Annotated in this window: 18 protein-coding genes; 15 read left to right on the top strand and 3 right to left on the bottom strand. The window is 62.8% G+C overall.

Going from position 1 to position 17,726, the window contains the following annotated elements:
• The first annotated feature begins 63 nt into the window (after nt 1-63).
• The 8 genes from DyAD56_RS09685 to nadD all read left to right on the top strand — a co-directional run bounded on the left by DyAD56_RS09685 (nt 64) and on the right by nadD (nt 8,797).
• The gene (locus tag DyAD56_RS09685; protein ID WP_102302541.1) at nt 64-705 is read left to right on the top strand and encodes a paraquat-inducible protein A; all 642 of its coding nucleotides are present in this window, start codon (nt 64-66) and stop codon (nt 703-705) included.
• A complete protein-coding gene (locus DyAD56_RS09680; protein WP_102302540.1) occupies nt 702-1,325 on the top strand; it encodes a paraquat-inducible protein A in 624 nt (207 codons plus the stop codon). Before DyAD56_RS09685 ends, DyAD56_RS09680 begins: the two co-directional genes overlap by 4 nt.
• Nucleotides 1,318-2,997: an MlaD family protein gene (locus DyAD56_RS09675; RefSeq protein WP_102302539.1), complete on the top strand. Its 1,680-nt coding sequence runs from the start codon at nt 1,318-1,320 to the stop codon at nt 2,995-2,997. The genes DyAD56_RS09680 and DyAD56_RS09675 overlap by 8 nt, the downstream gene beginning before the upstream one ends.
• The gene (locus tag DyAD56_RS09670; RefSeq protein ID WP_102302538.1) at nt 2,994-3,608 is read left to right on the top strand and encodes a PqiC family protein; all 615 of its coding nucleotides are present in this window, start codon (nt 2,994-2,996) and stop codon (nt 3,606-3,608) included. Before DyAD56_RS09675 ends, DyAD56_RS09670 begins: the two co-directional genes overlap by 4 nt.
• 172 nt (nt 3,609-3,780) lie before the next feature.
• Nucleotides 3,781-6,540: a leucine--tRNA ligase gene (leuS, locus tag DyAD56_RS09665; protein WP_102302537.1), complete on the top strand. Its 2,760-nt coding sequence runs from the start codon at nt 3,781-3,783 to the stop codon at nt 6,538-6,540.
• Nucleotides 6,541-6,545: 5 nt separating this feature from the next.
• Nucleotides 6,546-7,130, top strand: a complete 585-nt coding sequence (gene lptE, locus DyAD56_RS09660) for an LPS assembly lipoprotein LptE (RefSeq protein ID WP_102302536.1) — start codon at nt 6,546-6,548, stop codon at nt 7,128-7,130.
• 15 nt (nt 7,131-7,145) lie between these two features.
• Entirely contained in the window at nt 7,146-8,156 is a 1,011-nt protein-coding gene (holA, locus tag DyAD56_RS09655) for a DNA polymerase III subunit delta (RefSeq protein WP_102302535.1), read from the top strand.
• Nucleotides 8,153-8,797 carry a nicotinate-nucleotide adenylyltransferase gene (nadD, locus tag DyAD56_RS09650; protein ID WP_102302534.1) on the top strand — a complete coding sequence of 215 codons (645 nt, stop codon included), beginning with the start codon at nt 8,153-8,155 and terminating at the stop codon, nt 8,795-8,797. Before holA ends, nadD begins: the two co-directional genes overlap by 4 nt.
• A gap of 78 nt (nt 8,798-8,875) precedes the next feature.
• Here the strand turns inward: nadD and msrB are convergent, their stop codons facing one another.
• Entirely contained in the window at nt 8,876-9,493 is a 618-nt protein-coding gene (gene msrB / locus DyAD56_RS09645; protein ID WP_102302533.1) for a peptide-methionine (R)-S-oxide reductase MsrB, read from the bottom strand.
• Nucleotides 9,494-9,522: 29 nt separating this feature from the next.
• Nucleotides 9,523-11,241, bottom strand: coding sequence for a cytochrome c biogenesis protein DipZ (locus DyAD56_RS09640; RefSeq protein ID WP_102302532.1), 1,719 nt, complete (start codon nt 11,239-11,241; stop codon nt 9,523-9,525).
• Between the two features lie 904 nt (nt 11,242-12,145).
• On the opposite strand from DyAD56_RS09640, the gene DyAD56_RS09635 reads away from it, so the two are divergent.
• Nucleotides 12,146-12,766 (top strand): porin family protein, encoded by a 621-nt coding sequence (locus DyAD56_RS09635; protein ID WP_102302531.1) that lies wholly within the window; start codon nt 12,146-12,148, stop codon nt 12,764-12,766.
• A gap of 133 nt (nt 12,767-12,899) precedes the next feature.
• Here the strand turns inward: DyAD56_RS09635 and DyAD56_RS09630 are convergent, their stop codons facing one another.
• Nucleotides 12,900-13,547 carry an autotransporter outer membrane beta-barrel domain-containing protein gene (locus DyAD56_RS09630; RefSeq protein ID WP_102302530.1) on the bottom strand — a complete coding sequence of 216 codons (648 nt, stop codon included), beginning with the start codon at nt 13,545-13,547 and terminating at the stop codon, nt 12,900-12,902.
• Between the two features lie 362 nt (nt 13,548-13,909).
• On the opposite strand from DyAD56_RS09630, the gene DyAD56_RS09625 reads away from it, so the two are divergent.
• The 6 genes from DyAD56_RS09625 to DyAD56_RS09600 all read left to right on the top strand — a co-directional run bounded on the left by DyAD56_RS09625 (nt 13,910) and on the right by DyAD56_RS09600 (nt 17,675).
• Nucleotides 13,910-14,434, top strand: a complete 525-nt coding sequence (locus DyAD56_RS09625; RefSeq protein WP_102302614.1) for a sigma-70 family RNA polymerase sigma factor — start codon at nt 13,910-13,912, stop codon at nt 14,432-14,434.
• A 5-nt stretch (nt 14,435-14,439) separates the two neighbouring features.
• Complete coding sequence (locus tag DyAD56_RS09620) at nt 14,440-15,099, top strand: NrsF family protein (protein WP_102302529.1); 660 nt, start codon at nt 14,440-14,442, stop codon at nt 15,097-15,099.
• Between the two features lie 518 nt (nt 15,100-15,617).
• Nucleotides 15,618-15,902, top strand: coding sequence for a hypothetical protein (locus tag DyAD56_RS09615; protein ID WP_102302528.1), 285 nt, complete (start codon nt 15,618-15,620; stop codon nt 15,900-15,902).
• 278 nt (nt 15,903-16,180) lie between these two features.
• Nucleotides 16,181-16,525, top strand: a complete 345-nt coding sequence (rsfS, locus tag DyAD56_RS09610; protein WP_233202367.1) for a ribosome silencing factor — start codon at nt 16,181-16,183, stop codon at nt 16,523-16,525.
• 83 nt (nt 16,526-16,608) lie between these two features.
• Complete coding sequence (gene rlmH / locus DyAD56_RS09605) at nt 16,609-17,079, top strand: 23S rRNA (pseudouridine(1915)-N(3))-methyltransferase RlmH (RefSeq protein WP_102302526.1); 471 nt, start codon at nt 16,609-16,611, stop codon at nt 17,077-17,079.
• Nucleotides 17,080-17,225: 146 nt separating this feature from the next.
• On the top strand, nt 17,226-17,675 hold the full coding sequence (locus DyAD56_RS09600) for a GNAT family N-acetyltransferase (protein WP_102302525.1): 450 nt from the start codon (nt 17,226-17,228) through the stop codon (nt 17,673-17,675).
• The last annotated feature ends 51 nt before the right edge of the window (nt 17,676-17,726 follow it).

Here is a 17,726-nt window from a genome sequence, read left to right as displayed (position 1 = left end):
CCGCTGGAGGCCATCTGACCGAACCCTATCGGCGAAAGCTCGGATATTTGCGAAAATCACCACATGACCATGCCACCGCAAGGCATCAAGCCCGCCATCGCCCCACCCACTCTGTGGATCTGCGAGCACTGCGACACGGTATACCGTCGTCGCAAGCTGGCCCGTGGCGAAGTGGCACGTTGCGCGCGCTGCGACGCCATCCTCGCCCGGCATCACAGCCTGAATGTGAACGGCATGCTGGCACTGGTGATCACGGCGATGATCGCTTTCGTGCAGGCCAACATCTGGCCCATCGTGACGCTGGGGCTCAACGGCCAGTTGATCAGCGCCACGCTGTGGGGCTGCATCACGATGATGTGGCAGGAGCATTCGCAAGTAGTGGCGGTCATTGCCGCGCTGACCTTGTTCTTCTTTCCCATCTTGAAAATGAGCTTGTTGTTCTGGGTCTTGCTGTTTGCCCGCCAGCGACGGCGCGCGCCCGGGTTCCGTGCGGTGATGGTGCTGCTTTACCGCATCGGCCCATGGACCATGAGCGAAGTGTTCGTGCTCGGCGCTCTGGTGGCCATCGTCAAGGCCCATATGTATTTCGACGTGCTGCCCAACCCGGGCATCTTCGCCTATGGTGTGCTGATGCTCATCATCACCGCGTTCTCCAGCATCGACGTGCGCCGCCTGTGGGATCTCACTGAGGAGACGCCGGCATGACCGATTTGCCCCGCGCCAGCGACCTCGGCTTGATCGGTTGCCATGTCTGCCGGCTGGTCTGCCGGGACGTCAAGGGCGACAACGCCGTGTGTCCGCGTTGTGGCTCGGTACTGCACAAGCGCAAGTCGAGCAGCTATACCCGAACCTGGGCACTGTTGATCGCGGCCTTTATGTTCTACGTGCCCGCCAACGTGCTGCCCATCATGCGCACGGTGAGCTTGGGCGATGTCGATGACAACACCATTCTTAGCGGGATCATTGAATTGTGGGTCAAGGGATCGCCCGATCTCGCCATTATCGTCTTCACCGCAAGCATCATGGTGCCGGTGCTGAAATTCTTCGCGCTGAGCCTGCTGCTGATCAGTTCGCAGCGGGGCAGTAAGTGGGCGCAGCGTCAGCGGTCCAAGCTCTACCGGCTGGTGGAGTTCATCGGCTACTGGTCGATGTTGGACGTATTCGTGGTGGCGCTGCTTACCGCGCTGGTGCAGTTCGGTTTCTTCAGCCAGGTGGAACCCCTGCCTGGTGTAGTGTTCTTCGGCCTCACCGTGGTGATTACCATGATCGCCTCGATGACGTTCGATCCGCGTTTGATCTGGGATGGCAGAGACTTCGATGACTGATGACAAGAATATCGCCGAAGGCCTGCCCGAGCCCGTAGTACAGCGGCCGCGCATCAACGCCTCATTGGTTTGGCTGGTGCCGATCATCGCGGCGCTGGTGGGCCTTTCGCTGGTGATCCACGCATGGTCCGATGCAGGCCCCACCATCAGCGTGAGCTTCCAGAGCGCAGAGGGGCTGGACCCTGGCAAGACGCCGGTCAAATACAAAAGCGTGGTGATCGGCAAGGTCACCACTGTGCGGCTGAGCGAGGATCGCACCCACGTGGTGGCCAAGGTGGCGCTGGAAAAGAGCGCCAAGAGCTTCGCTACGGCGGATTCGCGCTTCTGGGTGGTGCGTCCGCGGATTGGCCTGGGTGGCGTCTCCGGCATCGACACGCTGCTGTCCGGTGCGTTCATCGGCGCGGACGTGGGCCAGTCACAGGAACCCAAGGACGACTTCGTCGGCCTGGAATCCCCTCCACCGGTGACGCATGGGGCGCCGGGCAAAACCTTCGACTTGCATGCCGACGACCTCGGCTCGCTGGATATCGGCTCGCCCATCTACTTCCGCCGCATCCAGGTGGGCCGGGTGTCGTCTTACCACCTCAACAAGGATGGCAAGGGCGTCACGCTGCAGATTTTCATTGATGCGCCCAGCGACCAATTCGTCACCACCTCCTCGCGCTTCTGGAACGCCAGCGGCGTGGATGTGTCGCTGGGAGCCGATGGCCTGAAGGTGAACACGCAGTCACTCGCCACCGTGCTGGCGGGCGGCGTGGCGTTCCAGGATCCGCCGGGGCCGCATGATGCCTCGCCTGCGCAGGAGAACGACGCCTTCACCTTGTTCAATAACATGGCGACGGCCATGGCACCGCCGGACGGGGAGCCGCGCTACATCCGCATGCGCTTCAGCCAATCGCTGCGCGGTCTGACCGTGGACGCGCCGGTGGAGTTCCTGGGCGTGCCGTTTGGCCGGGTGGTGTCGATCAACCTCGACTTCGACGAGAAGACCCAGACTTTCCCGACCATTGTGGGCGCGGTGGTGTACCCCGCACGCCTCGGCAAGGCGCATGACAAGTTGATGGCCTTGGCAAAGGCGCAGGGTGACGACGAGCAGATGTCGCAGATGATGGGGCGCCTGGTCGACCATGGCCTGCGTGCGCAGGCCCGCACCGGCAACCTGCTCACGGGACAGCTCTATATCGCCATGGACTTCCTGCCCAAGGCGCCGAAGGTTGAGTTCGACGGTCGCGCCAAGCCGCTGGAAATTCCGACGGCACCGGGTGACTTCGATAAGATCCAGCAGCAGATCGCCGACATCGTCAGCAAGATCCAGAAGGTGCCGTTCGACAGCATCGGCAACAACCTCAACGACACGCTGAGCGAGTTGCACAAGACGCTGCAACAGGTCAACGGCAGCGTATTGCCTGAAGTGAAAACCACGCTGCAAGGTGCGCAGAAGACCCTGGGCAATGCCAACAACGCGTTCGCGCCCGACTCGCAGTTGCAGCAGAACCTCGGCGGTAGCCTGCAGGAGCTGCAGCGCGCCGCGCGTTCGCTGCGCGTGCTGACCGATTATCTGGGCGACCACCCGGACGCGCTGCTGCGCGGCCGCCGCGCCGACGACAAGCCATTGCAGGCACCGCTGCCGCCTCCGCCGCAGGACGCGCCATCACAAGGGAGCAAGCCATGACCCGCTGGGGAACTCTGAACCTGGCCATCGCCGGACTGGCGCTGGTGCTGGGGGCCTGCGGTTCGGTGCCGCCCGTGCGCTACTACACGCTGGTGCCTCCGGCCGCTGGTGATGCTACGTCGGCGCCTTCCGCCCGGCCATTCCAGTTCGAACTGCTTCCCGTCACCGTGCCGGCGCAGGTTGATCAGCCACAAATGGTGGTGCGTCAGGGCGGGCAGGGCGTGGCCGTGTTGCAGGGGCAGCGCTGGATTGCGCCACTCGGCGACGAGGTACGCGGGGCGCTGTCCGCCGACCTCACCCGGGATTTCCGCGCCCAGGATGTCACCGGCCTGCCCAGCGAGGGCCAGTCCACCGTGCGCATCAAGCTCGATGTGCGGCGCTTCGACTCCGTGCCGGGCAGCTACGCGTATATCGATGCGGCTTGGAGCGTGCGCCCGTTGAAGGGCGGTGATCCGCTGGCCTGCACCAGCCGCATCAATGAAACGGTGGGCGAGGGGTATGACGCCTTGGTGCAAGGCCATCAGCAGGCGATCAACCGTCTCGCCAGCCAGATCGGCGCCGTGGCCGGCGCGGTTGCAGCTGGGCAGTCGGCCCGCTGCCCCGAGGGCTGAGCCTCTGCACCTGCAGGAGCGCATCCGTGCACTCCTGCAGAAGATCTTGTTCTGGCGCCGTTTTGCCACCGTTTGGCGATGAACGGACCCCAATTCTGCTAGTCTGCCCCGTTCACAGCTGACCGCCGGAAAGGCCGGTGGCAGCCCGCAAAACTTACGGCGCCGGACACACATGCAGGACATTCAGGACCAAGGCAACCAGGACCAGGCCAACGAGCACGGCTACCAGCCGCAGGCGGTGGAAACCGCCGCTCAGACGTATTGGCGCGATCACCGCGCCTACGAGGTGAAGGAAGACGCCTCGCGGCCCAAGTTCTATTGCCTTTCCATGCTCCCGTATCCGTCGGGCGCGCTGCATATGGGCCACGTGCGCAACTACACCATCGGCGACGTGATCAGTCGTTACCAGCGCATGCAGGGCAAAAACGTGCTGCAGCCGATGGGCTGGGATGCGTTCGGCCTTCCCGCCGAAAACGCCGCGATCAAGAACAAGACTGCGCCGGCCAAGTGGACCTATCAGAACATCGAACACATGCGCGCCCAGTTGCAGCGCATGGGCTTTGCGTATGACTGGACGCGCGAGTTCGCCACCTGCCGTCCTGACTACTACCGTTGGGAACAGTTGATGTTCACGCGGTTGATGAAGAAGGGTATGGCCTACCGCAAGAACGCGGTGGTGAACTGGGATCCGGTGGACCAGACCGTGCTCGCCAATGAGCAGGTGGTGGATGGCCGCGGCTGGCGCTCCGGCGCATTGGTCGAGAAGCGCGAAATCCCGCAGTGGTTCCTCAAGATCACCGACTACGCGCAGGAACTGCTCGACGGTCTGGATACGCTGCCCGGCTGGCCCGATGCAGTGAAGACCATGCAGCGCAACTGGGTGGGTCGCTCCGAGGGTCTGGAAATCCATTTCGACGTGGAAGGCGAGAGCGAACCGCTCACCGTCTTCACCACGCGCCCCGATACGCTGATGGGCGTGACCTTCGTGTCCATTGCGGGTGAGCATCCGCTGGCCATCAAGGCCGCGCAGGACAACGCGAAACTGGCTGCCTTCCTGGAAGAGCTCAAGCACGGCGGCGTGTCCGAAGCCGAGCTGGAGACGCAGGAAAAGCGCGGCATGGATACCGGCATCGAAGCCATCCATCCGCTCACCGGTGAGAAGATCCCGGTGTTCGTCGCCAACTTTGTGTTGTGGGGATACGGCACCGGCGCAGTGATGGCCGTGCCCGGTCATGACCAGCGCGACTGGGAGTTCGCCCAGAAGTACAGCCTGCCGATCCGCATGGTGGTGGTCGATCGCGCTGTGCTCGATGCGGTGGCCGAGATCCAGCACGACCTGTCCAAGGGCGTGGGCGCTGACCCGATGCGCGCAGCGCTGGGTGGCGGCAACATCGACGCCTATGAAACCTCCGCAGCGGTGCAACTGATCGAATCGTTCGAAGCGAGCATCCAGGAAGACAGCGCTTTCACCGAGCGCGGCTATTTGGTCAACTCCGGCGAATTCGATGGCATGGATTACAGCCAGGCCTTCGAAGCCATGGCCGCGCGCTTCGAGCGCGAAGGCAAGGGCGTGCGCCGCGTGAACTGGCGCCTGCGTGACTGGGGTGTGAGCCGCCAGCGTTACTGGGGCTGCCCGATTCCCGTCATCTACTGTCCTACGTGCGATGCCGTGCCGGTGCCGGAAGATCAACTGCCGGTGGTGCTGCCGGAAGATGTCGCTTTCTCCGGCGTGCAGTCGCCGATCAAGGCCGATCCGGAATGGCGCAAGACCACCTGCCCGCAGTGCGGTGGTCCGGCCGAGCGCGAAACCGACACCTTCGACACCTTCATGGAGTCGAGCTGGTACTACGCGCGCTACACCAGCCCCGGTGCAAACGATCAGGTCGACGAACGCGCCAACTACTGGCTGCCGGTCGACCAGTACATCGGTGGCATCGAGCACGCCATCCTGCACCTGCTGTACTTCCGCTTCTATCACAAGCTGATGCGTGACGCGGGCCTGGTGCAGACGGACGAGCCGGCCACCAACCTGTTGTGCCAGGGCATGGTGATTGCTGAGACGTTCTACCGCGACAACGCCGATGGCTCGAAGGACTGGATCAATCCGGCCGACGTGGAGATCGAGCGCGACGACAAGGCTCGCGTGATCGGTGCGCGCTCCAAGAGCGACGGCCAGCCGGTGAAGATCGGCGGTACCGAGAAGATGTCCAAGTCCAAGAACAATGGCATCGACCCGCAGGCGATGGTGGACAAGTTCGGTGCCGACACGGTGCGCCTGTTCTCCATGTTCGCTGCACCGCCGGAGCAATCGCTGGAATGGAGCGAAGCGGGCGTCGAGGGCATGGCGCGTTTCCTGCGTCGCTTCTGGCGCGAAGTGACCACGCATGCGTCGCAGCCGGATCATCCGGTGGTCGACCCGACAGCGCTGGACGCAGGGCAAAAGACGCTGCGCCGCCAGTTGCACGAAACCATCCAGAAGGTCAGCGACGACATCGGTCGCCGCCACTCCTTCAACACGGCCATCGCCGCGCTGATGGAACTACTCAACGCACTGAACAAGTTCAACGACCAGAGCGAGCAGGGCCGCGCCGTGCGCCATGAGGCGCTGGAAGCTATGGTGCTGCTACTCAACCCGGTGGTGCCGCACGTCAGCCACACCTTGTGGCAGGTGCTGGGCCATCCAGAGTCCGTGCTGGAAGACCAGCCGTGGCCGAAGGTGGATAGCGTCGCGCTGGTGCGCGACTCGCTCACGCTTGCGGTTCAGGTCAACGGCAAATTGCGCGGTACCATCGAAGTCGCCGCCAACGCCTCGAAGGAAGAGGCAGAGGCGCTGGCGCTGGTACAGCCGAACGTGGCGGCCTTCCTGGAAGGCCAGACCGTGTGCAAGGTGATCGTGGTGCCGGGCAAGATCGTCAACATCGTCGCAGGATGAAATCCATGAGCCGTGTGTTCAAAGCTTCGCTGCTGTTGATGTCCGTCCTCTCGCTGGCAGCGTGCGGATTCCATCTGCGCCAGAACGTGGCGTTGCCGCCTGCCATGCAGCGCGTGCATGTAACGGTGAATAACAACAACAACCTGCTGCGTGGCCTGGAGCGCACATTGGCGGCTTCCGGCATCACGGTGGAAGAGAAGGCCGGTGTCGACATTGCCGAACTCAATGTTCCCGCTGCCTACTTCAGCACCGATACGCTGACAGTGAACGGCGCCGCCCGCGTCACCGAATACACGGTGCGCTACCAGGTGCAGTTTGAAGTGCATGACGGCGCGGGCCAGCCTTTGGTGCCACGCCAGCGCATCGACCTGCAGCGTGATTTCAGCTACGACCCTACCAATACCATCGGTACGTCGGCTCAGGTCGAAGCGATCCAGGGCAGCCTTAACGACGACATGGTTACGGCCATCTTGCTCCGACTGCAGGCCGCCGGGCGCCATCCTGGCCAGACGGCCGCCGCGGCCGCTGCGCAGGAAGCCGCACCGCCCGCTCAATCCACGCAGCCGGCTTCGTCCAGCAGCACTCACTAAGTACGCCACCGGACCATGCCGCTCAACGCCACGCAATGGCAGAAATCGCTAGCCGCTGATCACCTGTTGCCGGTGTATCTGCTGGCGGGCGAGGAGCTGCTGGTGCTGGAGGCCGCGGATGCCCTCCGTGCCCAGGCGCGCAAGCTCGGCTATGCCGAGCGCGAGGTGCTGGACGTAGGCAACCACTTCGATTGGGACGACTTGGCGCGTGCTGCGGCAGGCATGTCCTTGTTCGCCACCCGTCGCCTGCTGGATCTGCGGCTGCCTACCGGCCGTCCCGGTACCGAGGGCGCCAAGGCCATCAACGAGTTCTGTGCCAACCCGCCGCCGGATGTCACCTTGCTGATCACCGCGATGGACTGGAGCAGCAAGCACGAAGGCGCCTGGACCAAGAACCTCGATGCGGCCGGTGCATTGGTGGTGTTCAATTCACCCCGGCCAAACGAATGGGCGTCATGGATTGGCGCACGCCTCACCTCGCGTGGGCTGTCGGCCACACCGGACGCAGCGATGCTGCTAGCCGAGCGCGTCGAGGGCAATTTGTTGGCGGCGGCGCAGGAAATCGACAAGCTGGTCGTGCTGCACGGCCAAGGCAAGATCGATGCGAAGGAAATGGAAAACCTTGTCGCCGATAGTGCCCGCTACGATGCGTTCAAACTCACCGATGCGGCCTTCGCGGGCGACGGCGGGCGCGCGCTGCACATTCTCGCTGGCCTGCATGCAGAGGGCGAAGAGTTGATCGGCCTGATGGGCTGGTTGGTCAACCAATTGCAGCTCGCGCTTCGGCTTGCCAACGCGCGCGATTTCGCTGCGCAGGCGCGCGCCGAGCGCCTTTGGCCCGCACGCGAGCAGTTGTTCCGCAAGGCACTGCGTCGTGCACCGCGCGAGCACTGGTTGCAGTGCCTCGCGCGCGCGGCACGTATCGACCGTATGGCAAAAGGGCGTGAGCAGGGCAATGCCTGGCTGGAAGCCGAGCGCCTGATCGCCGCCATCGCCGAACCACGGGCGGCCGGCGCGTTGGCATGAAGCCGCTCGCGCTCTTTGGTGGCACCTTTGATCCGGTGCACCTGGGCCATCTCAGCGTGGCCTGGGAGGCCTCCGAACTGCTCGATGCCGACGTGCGCCTGATGCCCGCGCACGTGCCTCCACATCGCAACGCGCCCACCGCATCGCCGGCACAGCGCGTGGCGATGCTGAAGGCGGCATTGCAAGGGCAGGACCGCCTCACCTTGGATACGCGCGAACTGCGCCGCGAAGGCCCGTCCTACACCATCGACACCTTGCGCGAGCTACGCGATGAGCTGGGCGATCGACCGCTTGTCCTGCTGCTTGGCGCCGATGCTTTCGCCGGCCTGCCGAGCTGGCAGAGCTGGCGCGATCTGTTCGACTATGCCCATATCGGCGTACTCAATCGCCCCGGTATCGATGCCAAGTGGTCCGTGGATCTGGCCGTGGAGATACTCCCTCGTCGCACGACCGATACGAGGGAGCTGCACGAATTGCCAGCAGGCAAAGTCATCGAACTGGCAGTTACGCCGCTGGAGATTTCCGCAACACGCATCCGCGAGTTGCTCGCGGAAGGTCGCGACCCACGTTATTTGCTGCCCTGCGGCTTGTTCGAGGACGCATCCGTCCTCGCCCCCTATCGGGCAAAGCCAACACAGTAAAAACGCGCTCGCGTATACCTGATGGAGAGGGCAGTGATGCTGCCCTCTAACGGCGGCTGCTCATCTCTTAAGCGCGTTCTACGATGCCCTGGGCACAAACCGCATCGCTACCGAATTCATGCAATAACGCAGCCCTGTCGGCGGCGGGCCATCGTCGAACACATGCCCGAGATGGCTATCGCAGCCCGCACACGTCACCGCGATGCGTTCCATGCCAAACGTGCTGTCGTGGATCTCGATCACATTCTGCTTGGCGATGGGCTGCCAGAAACTCGGCCAGCCTGTGCCGGAATCGAACTGAGTTGCGGCGTCGAACAACGCAGTGTCGCATGCGGGACAACGATACAGGCCGGGCCCTGTTTTTTCGTGCGGGCCGCTGAAGGCGCGCTCGGTACCCGCATGGCGCATCACGTAGTACGCGTCATCGCTTAGCCGTTCGTGCCATTGGGCATCGTTGAGCACGAGCTTGCGCACATGGCATACGCCCAGCTTGTGGCCGTCGTCGGCAAAGCAGGCCAGCAATACGTCTGCGCCGGTGGCTGCAGGTGTGGCCGCCATCGCCTCACCGCTCATCGCGCCACGCTTGAATAGCGCTGGAAGTGCAAAGCCTCCGATGGCAGCAACCGCTCCTCCTGTGAGCGCCGCGCGCAGAAAACGGCGGCGCTCCAGCTTCACGATGTCCTGTGTACGGGACATGGCAACCTCCACGAGGTGTGTGATGTCGATCAGCCAAAAGTGAAGGCGTAGGCCTGAACTCCGGGATCGAGGAAGGTGATTTCGAAAGTGCGTTCGCCGGTGCCGTTGGCCTGGCGGATCAGTTGATAAAGACGTTGCGACGTCACCGTGCCGTTGCCGTCGGTATCGATATCCATGCCGTGGTCCGCGTCTGGCGCCTTGCCATCGATGGTGACGCGGAAGCGCACCGGCTTGCCGTCCTTGCCTGGGCCCAGCACCAGATGCAGGTCGCGTCCGCGGAAGCGATACACGATGCGACCGTTTGCGTTATCCAGTCGCGCATTCTCGTCGCGCACGGTCCAGCGGCCATTCAGCGCCCACTGGTTGACCATCAACGTATCGGGCGCGTGATAGGTCCATGCATCGTCATGAGCCACCTTGCCGCCTGCGAAATTCGCCGCGCGTGCGTAGCCGACGTAGGTTTCCGGCGAGCGCATCGCGTCGCCCGATCCGACTGCTTCCGCACCCTGCGCGCCGGACTGTACGTAACCGCCCGGAAGATCTTTCTGTCCGGCTTCGGTAAGCAACTGGCGGATCACATCCTCGCTCTGCGCGTACTCACCCTCACCAAAGTGGTGATGACGGATGCGACCCTGTGTGTCGATGAAGTAGTGCGCAGGCCAGTACTCGTTGTGGAAGCCCTTCCAGATCGCGTAGTCGTTATCGAGTGCCACCGGATAATCAACGCCGAGATCCTTGATCGCCTTGCTCACGTTCTGCGGATCTTTTTCAAAGGCGAACTCCGGCGCGTGCACGCCGATCACCACCAAGCCGTGATCCTTGTACTTGTCGGCCCAGCCGCGCACGTAGGGTAGCGAGCGGATGCAGTTGATGCAGGAGTAGGTCCAGAAATCGACCAGCACCACCTTGCCGCGCAACGACTGTGCTGACAGCGGCGGCGTGTTGAACCACTGCGTGGCGCCTTCCAGCGAGGGCAGATCCCCTTCCACCGGCAAAGGCTCACCTTGTTTCACCACTGGCTGCGGTGCCGGGGGAGGGCGCGTGGCGTTGATCAGTGTTTGCTCGATGCCGCCCGTACTGGCCAGCGATACGCGCGTCAGCACGCCGGTATCCAGCCCCAGCGCAATGGCGGCCACGCCGGCGAGCACCAGCACACCCAGGGCGCGGCGTACCCACTCTCCAGCGCCGAGCGAACGCTTCATCACGGAAAAGACCTTGCCGCCGATCACCAGAGCCAGCGCCAGCGAGGTAGCAGCCCCCAGCGCATAGGTGAGCAACAGCAGCGAGGTCTGCACGCTCGCCCCGTTGAGGGCCGCGCCAGTCAGCAGAAAGCCCAAGATCGGGCCGGCACACGGTGCCCACAGGAGTCCCGTCGCCACGCCCAGCCCAGCCGCCGACCAGACGGAATCGTTCTCGTCCGAATGCCGGGATAGGCGATTACCCAGCGCCACAAACGGGCGGCTGATCCACTCTGCGAGTCGCGTCGACAACAGGGTAAGCCCCAATATCGCCAGCACCACCAAGGCCACGATACGGCCGTATTGGTTCGCCTGGATGGCCCAGCTCCCGCCCACGGCCGCCAGCGTAGCCACCAGCGCAAAGGTCAGGGCCATGCCCACCAGCATGGGCAGGCCGTTGCGCAGAAAGGGGCGATCCGCCCGGGCAAACACAAACGGCAGCACAGGCAGGATGCACGGGCTGAGGATGGTCAGTACGCCGCCAAGGTAGGCAAGGAACAGCACAAGCATGGGTGCGAGGTCCGCTGGGGTGTCAGCGGATTATTCGCCTGATAGGGCACCGAAGTTACCTTGTCTTTCGAAAAAGATTGATCAGGCGTCGAGGAGTATTGGTAGGCCGGTCCACAGGACTTTGGAGTCACGGTGGCAAGCGCCAGCCGGCGCTTGCCACCGTGACTCCATGGCCACCGCGCTGGCGGTGCTCACGCATGGGCGTAGGCGCTTCGAACGTCGGCAGTGGATGGCGATTCCTGAGGCTTACCGGGCGAGCCAGTGGCCGGGTCGTTGACCCGTGAAATGGTGGCGGTACTGGATGTCGCCGTGAACTGCATCGAGCAAGCTGCGGGTGGGGCCTTCCTACAGCCCACCGTAACCGCTTGAACGCCGTCCGATGATGGTCCCCGTGGTGCATCGGCTCACGGGTCGATGCGCCACAGTTCGACATGGAGTTCGATCGACGCTTGTACGGGCCCGGTGAGAGGGCGAGTTGTGATGTTGCTGTCGACGCGCCTGCTCTGATGCTATCGCAAAGCGAATGTCGCACCTCATCGCTGCGGTCGTGTCGGCGAAGTAAACGAGTTGCTCTCTGCGGTAGCACATGTTGCGCGCGATAAGCCGGTAGGGGATGCGTCCGAACGGATGGCTAGACATCGTGTACAGCGCGACAACGCAATGGGGCATTTGGATGGGCGCTATACGAGATCGCTCTCAATAACAATGTGCCTGCAGGGTTTCAGTTCATTCCGATAGCTACAGATGTGACTTTGCGGGCCCAATGGACGGCGGCAGGTAATTCGACGGACCACCGTCGGTGCGAAAGATTGTGAAGTGTTCTACGCACAGTGCGTGCCGATCTGCTCGATAGCGTTTGCGTCTTATCTGCGTGCCCCATTTTCACAAAAATAGGAATAGCTTCATGAAGAAACTCATTTCCATTGTCGCGTTGTCGGCAGCGCTGGTGTCTCCGTTGACGGCCGCATTGGCAGCGGATCAGAACGATGGCGGCTTTTTCGTCCGCGGTAACGCTGGTCAGTCCGATTACCGCATCAACAGCAACTACTTCTCCAACAACAATGATTTCGGATGGGGCCTCGGTGCTGGCTATCGCTGGGCTACATCGTCGGGCAACTGGGGTGTCGATGGCGGTTACGTCGATCTTGGCCAGTCCAATCCGAACAAGAATCTCCTGAGCGACCAGTTCGGTCTGAATGCGAAGATCACCGGTAAGGTGGCGAGCCACGGCTGGTCGCTCGGTGGCAACTATATCTACGAGTTCAACGACAATTGGAATGTGCAAGCGCGCACGGGCATTCTGTTCTCCACGAGCCGGTTGGACCTCAACGTTTATGGTCCCTTGGGTAGCCTGACTAGCCGAGAAAGCTCCTCGAACACGAGTTGGTATGGTGGCGTGGGCATGGGCTACGATTTCACGCGCAATATCAGCATGAACCTAAGCTACGACTACTATCGCATCGGCTTTGACGGTGGTCACGGTCATGCCAGTCTGCTGTCCCTGGGTGCGGAGTATCGCTTCTAAGAGTTGACCGCGCGGGATGGGGCAAAACACAGGTATTCAACTTTTGTCTGTTCCATCTCGCCGCTTCTCCGACAAACGGCGATAAAAAAGCCCGGCATTGGCCGGGCTTTTTTATTCTTAAGTATTCTGCCGATCAGAAGCTGGCGCGAATACCGACGTTGAAGATGTCGTTGCTGTTGTTGCTAACACGCACGCCGCCTTCCACTGCCCACATGGGGGTGAAGTTGTAAACCAGTCCGAACTGACCAAACAGGTTGCCATCGCCATGGGTGCTCACGCCGTGGTCGTAGCCGAGATAGGCGTTGGCCGTCAGCTTGTCGGTGACGCGACCCATGACGCCGGTGTTGACGGTCCAGAAATTATTGCTGCCGTTGAAGCGGACGCAGTAGTCATTCAGGCACATGTGATTGCTGTTCTTGTCGTGCTGGTAGGCGGCCTGGGTCACCCAGTCGGCGCGGCTGCCGATGCTGAAGGCATAGCCCATGCCGATGGACCAGGGCTTGACCTTCGGAGTCCAAGAGAAATGGCCGATGATCGGATCGTAATCAGATACCTTGTTGAAGTTCAGCGCGCTGTAGCTTCCGAACATCTGGAAGTTGTCGTGGAAACCATAGGAGCCGGTGAGCATGCCACCCTGCGCAACGCCTGTGTTGCCGGCCTGGGTGATGTTGACGTAGTCCAACTGCAGGTACGTGTAGTCAATGCCGTTGCTCTGCGTGGCCTGAGCTGCGATCGGGGCGACGATGGCGGCGAACGCCAATGCGATCAGAGTCTTCTTCATAGGGCTTTCCTTGCGGTAGGTAATAGAACGTCGTGCCGCTAAAGCGGACCGGTGGCGGATTAGGCCAGCCGCAAGCAAAAGGTGGCTATCGGAGCGCTCTGAAAAGTCCGGTGTAAGTGCGGTATCCGGAGAACTTCTGCGCGGTTTCGTACAAACCCGACGGCTGGTGGATGTAACCCAGACTCGATGGCTGGCGAATAGGCGAAGAGGACCTATGAGGCCCCGATATGACCGTGAGCTTGACCGCGCCCTGCACGATGGGTCTAGATAGCGTCCTTTCCCGGCGGGATTGGACCCCATCCATCGTGAGCGACACCGCAGCCCCTCTCGGCGACATGCAGGAGCGCGAGCGTGCTGCGTGGATGGCGGCGGCGCAGGGTGGCGATCGCCGGTCATATGAGCGTGTGCTGGCGGCATCGGTGCCGCTGATCCGATCCGTGGCACGGCGTCGGGGCGTGGTAGTGGATCTGCTCGATGACGTGGTGCAGGAAACGCTGCTCACGGTGCATCGGGTGCGTCATACCTACGACCCCTCACGTTCCTATGACGCTTGGCTGGCAGCCCTGGCCGGCCGGCGCGCCATTGATGCGCTGCGCAGCCAGGGGCGTCGTGGGTCCAGGGAGGTGCATGACGAGCACGCCTATGACACGCACGCGGATATCGATGACGCCACCGCGGCAACTGAGCGCGAACAAGAGGCCCGGCGTCTGCGTGAGGCTATTGCGGCACTGCCGCCGGGGCAGCGTGAGGCGGTCGAGCAACTGGGCCTGAAGGAACAATCGCTCGCTGAGGCCGCAGCGCAGACGGGGCGCCAGACCGGCGCGCTGAAGGTCAACCTGCATCGCGCGATGAAAGCATTGCGCTCGCGTTTTCACGGAGAACCCTGAGCATCATGACCGAGCCGCGACTCCCTGAGTCACTGATCCAGTCGCTGGGCGATCAGCTCACGCCGGTGCGGCGCCTGCCGCCCCCGTGGCTGCGTACGCTCGGCTGGCTGCTGGTGGTGGCGGCTATCGCGGTGGGTCTTTTTGCGCACTATGGCGTCAGCCACATGATCCAGCGCTGGGTTGCCGAGCCAGATATAGCCGTGGCCGGGGTGGGGGCGGTGATGACTGCGGTATGCGCGGCCTGGGCGGCCTTCTCGCTGGGGGTGCCGGGTCGGTCGTGGCGATGGACCCTGCTGCCGCTGCCCTGGTTGTTGGTCTGGGTGGGTGCCAGCGGGCTGGGTTGCATGCACGACTGGTTGGGTCCTTCCGCGCACGTCGCCAAGTTCAACGAGGCGAGCGACTGTCTGGTCTTCATCATCAGTTTTTCGGTGCCGTTGTCCGCCTTGCTGATCTGGCTGCTGCGACGGGCGTATCCGTTGCGCCCGGTGTTGGCGGCAATCATGGTCGGGCTGGCGTCGGCGGCGGCCTCCGCGGCGCTACTGGAGATCTGTCACGCCTTTGCCGTGGCTGCGACTGACCTGCTTACACATGCCATGGCCGTAGGCATCGTGGTGGTGCTGAATGCGCTGATGGGCGGGCGTTTGCTGCAGCCCGCGCTGAAGTGAAGCTGTCGCTTTCGTCATGGCGTTGAAGCCCCGCGTGGCTGCGTAGCTTAGAGATGCTTCACGATGGAAAGGATGTTGCGCCGCAGCGCGATGACACGGTTGGACACGCCTGCAAAGGACATCTGCGATGGCGGGCGTGCCGCAACAGCATGCTAAGGCACGGTCCACGGCGATGATCCCGGTGATGCACAGATGCAGTGCAGCAATCGCAACTTATTGCAAGCTCGCAGTCCGTATTGCAACTGAATGGACGTGTCACTACGCCACATTCCGTGTGCACGCATAGGTATAGGCTTCCCCCGAGAAGGGCGCGCGGGTTGCTGTTGCGACCCGGCGAAATGGTTTCACGGACCAGGGATGGGCCGTTCGCATCGCGCAGGAATGCTGATGCGGCGTGGCCGGTGTGGATCTATCCGCCACCGGGTTGCCGAGGTTGTCCAGGACGGGCGACGGCGGCTGTTCCATGGAAGTGCGGCACGGCCGCACGGTTACCTCACCGCTTTTGGAGATACCTGACCATGAAAGTTTCCCGTTACGCCGTACTCGCCTTTGCGACCGCCGTTGTGTTCGGTCTTGCCATGTCCCCGGTCATGGCTCAGAGCACCACGCCGCAGTCGACCCAGGACGCCAGCAAGGACGCGATGAAGTCCAGCTCGGATGCCATGCAATCCAACTCTGATGCGATGAAGTCGTCTAGCGACTCGATGAAGAGCGATGCCACCCAGCAGACGCATCACAAGAAGCAGCACAGCGGTAAGAAGAGCACCGCGCCTGCCGCTTCGTCCACCGCCGCGGGCCATTGATTCGCTGAGCGGGATGTGTCCAGAGGCCCCCTCCGGTCGGAGGGGGCCTTTTTATTTGGCCTGGGGCCTCGCCTGGCAAGGGGCTGCCTTACAGGCCAGGGCTTTCCCAGGGGCGGGCGAGATAGCCCCGCAGGTGCCGCAGAAACGCCGTTTGACATGGGCTTGAGGGTGGTCCGTTATACTGGCGCCGCGCCATCCCGCGCATCGATCCCGCATCGAGGCAAACGCACTTGAGTCAGACCGCCAAGCGCAGCACCAAATCCGCCACCACGGCGGTCATTCGTCAGCAAGTTCTCAACGCGCTAGACGAACTGAAGGCCAAGGACATTCGTGAAATCGACGTCCGCGGCAAAACCTCCATCGCCGATCTACTGGTCGTCGCCTCCGGCACCTCCGCGCGCCACGTCAAATCCATTGCCGACGAAGTCGTCAAGTTCGCCAAGCAGGCGGGCGTGATGCCTCTTGGCGTGGAAGGCGAGCGGGAAGCCGAATGGGTACTGGTGGACCTGGGTGACGTGATCGTTCACGTCATGCTGCCGCGCATCCGCGAGTTCTATGGCCTGGAGAGGCTGTGGACCGTGGGTGATCGCGAAGTCGACACCGAAGTCGCCAGCGCGGGCTAATGGCCCGCTTTCTGGCGGTACGGGCCGCGCGCTGCTTCGGCGCGCGGCGCCCCCGCTGTTTCCTCGAATTTGGGTGGTGACGCGTGCGTGCTCGCCTGATTGCCGTCGGTGAACGCATGCCGGCCTGGGTGGCGGAGGGCTTCGCGGAGTACCGCAAGCGACTCTCGCATGAGCTGCCACTGGAACTGATCGAACTGAAGCCCGGCCTGCGCGGCAAAGGGCGCGATGACGTGCGCGCGATCCAGGACGAAGGTGCCGCGATACTTGCCGCGCTGCCGCGGGATATCCACGTGGTGGCGCTCGATGGTCGCGGCAAGACATGGTCGAGTGAAGACCTCGCTGCGCAGCTGTCCAAATGGCGCATGTCCGGGCGCGATATCGCCTTCCTCATCGGTGGCCCTGACGGACACGCACCGGAGGTGCTTGCGCGGGCGGACCAGTCATGGTCGCTCGGGCCGCTGACGTTGCCGCACATGCTGGTGCGATTGGTATTGGCTGAGCAGATCTATCGCGCCACGACGTTGCTCTCGGGTCACCCGTACCATCGCGCCTGAGGCGCGCCAGCGACACGCTGCGCTGCCATCACAAAATCGCTGATGTTGCACGTGCCAGCGCGCGGCGTTTTCTCCCGGAAGTGGTCATAGGCGGAGTAGCGCCAGATACTCATACTGGCTGCAACATCACCGATGCGGGGACGCGCATGTCGATCACGGTACGTCAGGCCACCATTCACGACCTGGATCTTGTCGCGCCACTGTTCGATGCGTACCGGGTTTTCTATCGACAGCCGACCGATCTCGATGCCTCGACGCGTTTTCTGCGCGAACGATTCCAGCACCATGACTCGGTGGTGATGCTGGCGATCGATGGTGAAGGGGAGGGCGTGGGCTTCGTCCAGTTGTATCCCTTGTTTACGTCGGTGCGCCTTGCACGGCTTTATCTGCTCAACGACCTGTTTGTCGCACCGCAAGCGCGCCGGCATGGGGTGGCTGCGGCATTGATGCACGAGGCGGCAGACTTCGCGCGAGCGGTCGGTGCCGCTGGCATGGCGCTTTCCACCGCGCATACGAATGGGCCCGCGCAGCGGCTCTACGAATCGTTGGGCTGGACGCGCGATGAGGAATTCCGCGAGTACACCCTACGGTTTTGACGTACCCGACCATCGTCTACCTTGCCAAGAGTTTGACGTTTCCGCGCGCTA

The sequence above is a fragment of the Dyella sp. AD56 genome (assembly GCF_002878475.1).
GTDB lineage: Bacteria > Pseudomonadota > Gammaproteobacteria > Xanthomonadales > Rhodanobacteraceae > Dyella.
The sequence above is the reverse complement of the archived record's forward strand: the minus strand, read 5'-3'. Positions and strand labels throughout refer to the sequence as shown.

Excerpts from the sequence above, each read along its gene's own strand:
- DyAD56_RS09685 (WP_102302541.1), top strand. The coding sequence starts at position 64 with ATGACCATGCCACCGCAAGGCATCAAGCCCGCCATCGCCCCACCCACT.
- DyAD56_RS09680 (WP_102302540.1), top strand. The coding sequence starts at position 702 with ATGACCGATTTGCCCCGCGCCAGCGACCTCGGCTTGATCGGTTGCCAT.
- DyAD56_RS09675 (WP_102302539.1), top strand. The coding sequence starts at position 1,318 with ATGACTGATGACAAGAATATCGCCGAAGGCCTGCCCGAGCCCGTAGTA.
- DyAD56_RS09670 (WP_102302538.1), top strand. The coding sequence starts at position 2,994 with ATGACCCGCTGGGGAACTCTGAACCTGGCCATCGCCGGACTGGCGCTG.
- leuS (WP_102302537.1), top strand. The coding sequence starts at position 3,781 with ATGCAGGACATTCAGGACCAAGGCAACCAGGACCAGGCCAACGAGCAC.
- lptE (WP_102302536.1), top strand. The coding sequence starts at position 6,546 with ATGAGCCGTGTGTTCAAAGCTTCGCTGCTGTTGATGTCCGTCCTCTCG.
- holA (WP_102302535.1), top strand. The coding sequence starts at position 7,146 with ATGCCGCTCAACGCCACGCAATGGCAGAAATCGCTAGCCGCTGATCAC.
- nadD (WP_102302534.1), top strand. The coding sequence starts at position 8,153 with ATGAAGCCGCTCGCGCTCTTTGGTGGCACCTTTGATCCGGTGCACCTG.
- msrB (WP_102302533.1), bottom strand. The coding sequence starts at position 9,493 with ATGTCCCGTACACAGGACATCGTGAAGCTGGAGCGCCGCCGTTTTCTG.
- DyAD56_RS09640 (WP_102302532.1), bottom strand. The coding sequence starts at position 11,241 with ATGCTTGTGCTGTTCCTTGCCTACCTTGGCGGCGTACTGACCATCCTC.
- DyAD56_RS09635 (WP_102302531.1), top strand. The coding sequence starts at position 12,146 with ATGAAGAAACTCATTTCCATTGTCGCGTTGTCGGCAGCGCTGGTGTCT.
- DyAD56_RS09630 (WP_102302530.1), bottom strand. The coding sequence starts at position 13,547 with ATGAAGAAGACTCTGATCGCATTGGCGTTCGCCGCCATCGTCGCCCCG.
- DyAD56_RS09625 (WP_102302614.1), top strand. The coding sequence starts at position 13,910 with ATGGCGGCGGCGCAGGGTGGCGATCGCCGGTCATATGAGCGTGTGCTG.
- DyAD56_RS09620 (WP_102302529.1), top strand. The coding sequence starts at position 14,440 with ATGACCGAGCCGCGACTCCCTGAGTCACTGATCCAGTCGCTGGGCGAT.
- DyAD56_RS09615 (WP_102302528.1), top strand. The coding sequence starts at position 15,618 with ATGAAAGTTTCCCGTTACGCCGTACTCGCCTTTGCGACCGCCGTTGTG.
- DyAD56_RS09600 (WP_102302525.1), top strand. The coding sequence starts at position 17,226 with ATGTCGATCACGGTACGTCAGGCCACCATTCACGACCTGGATCTTGTC.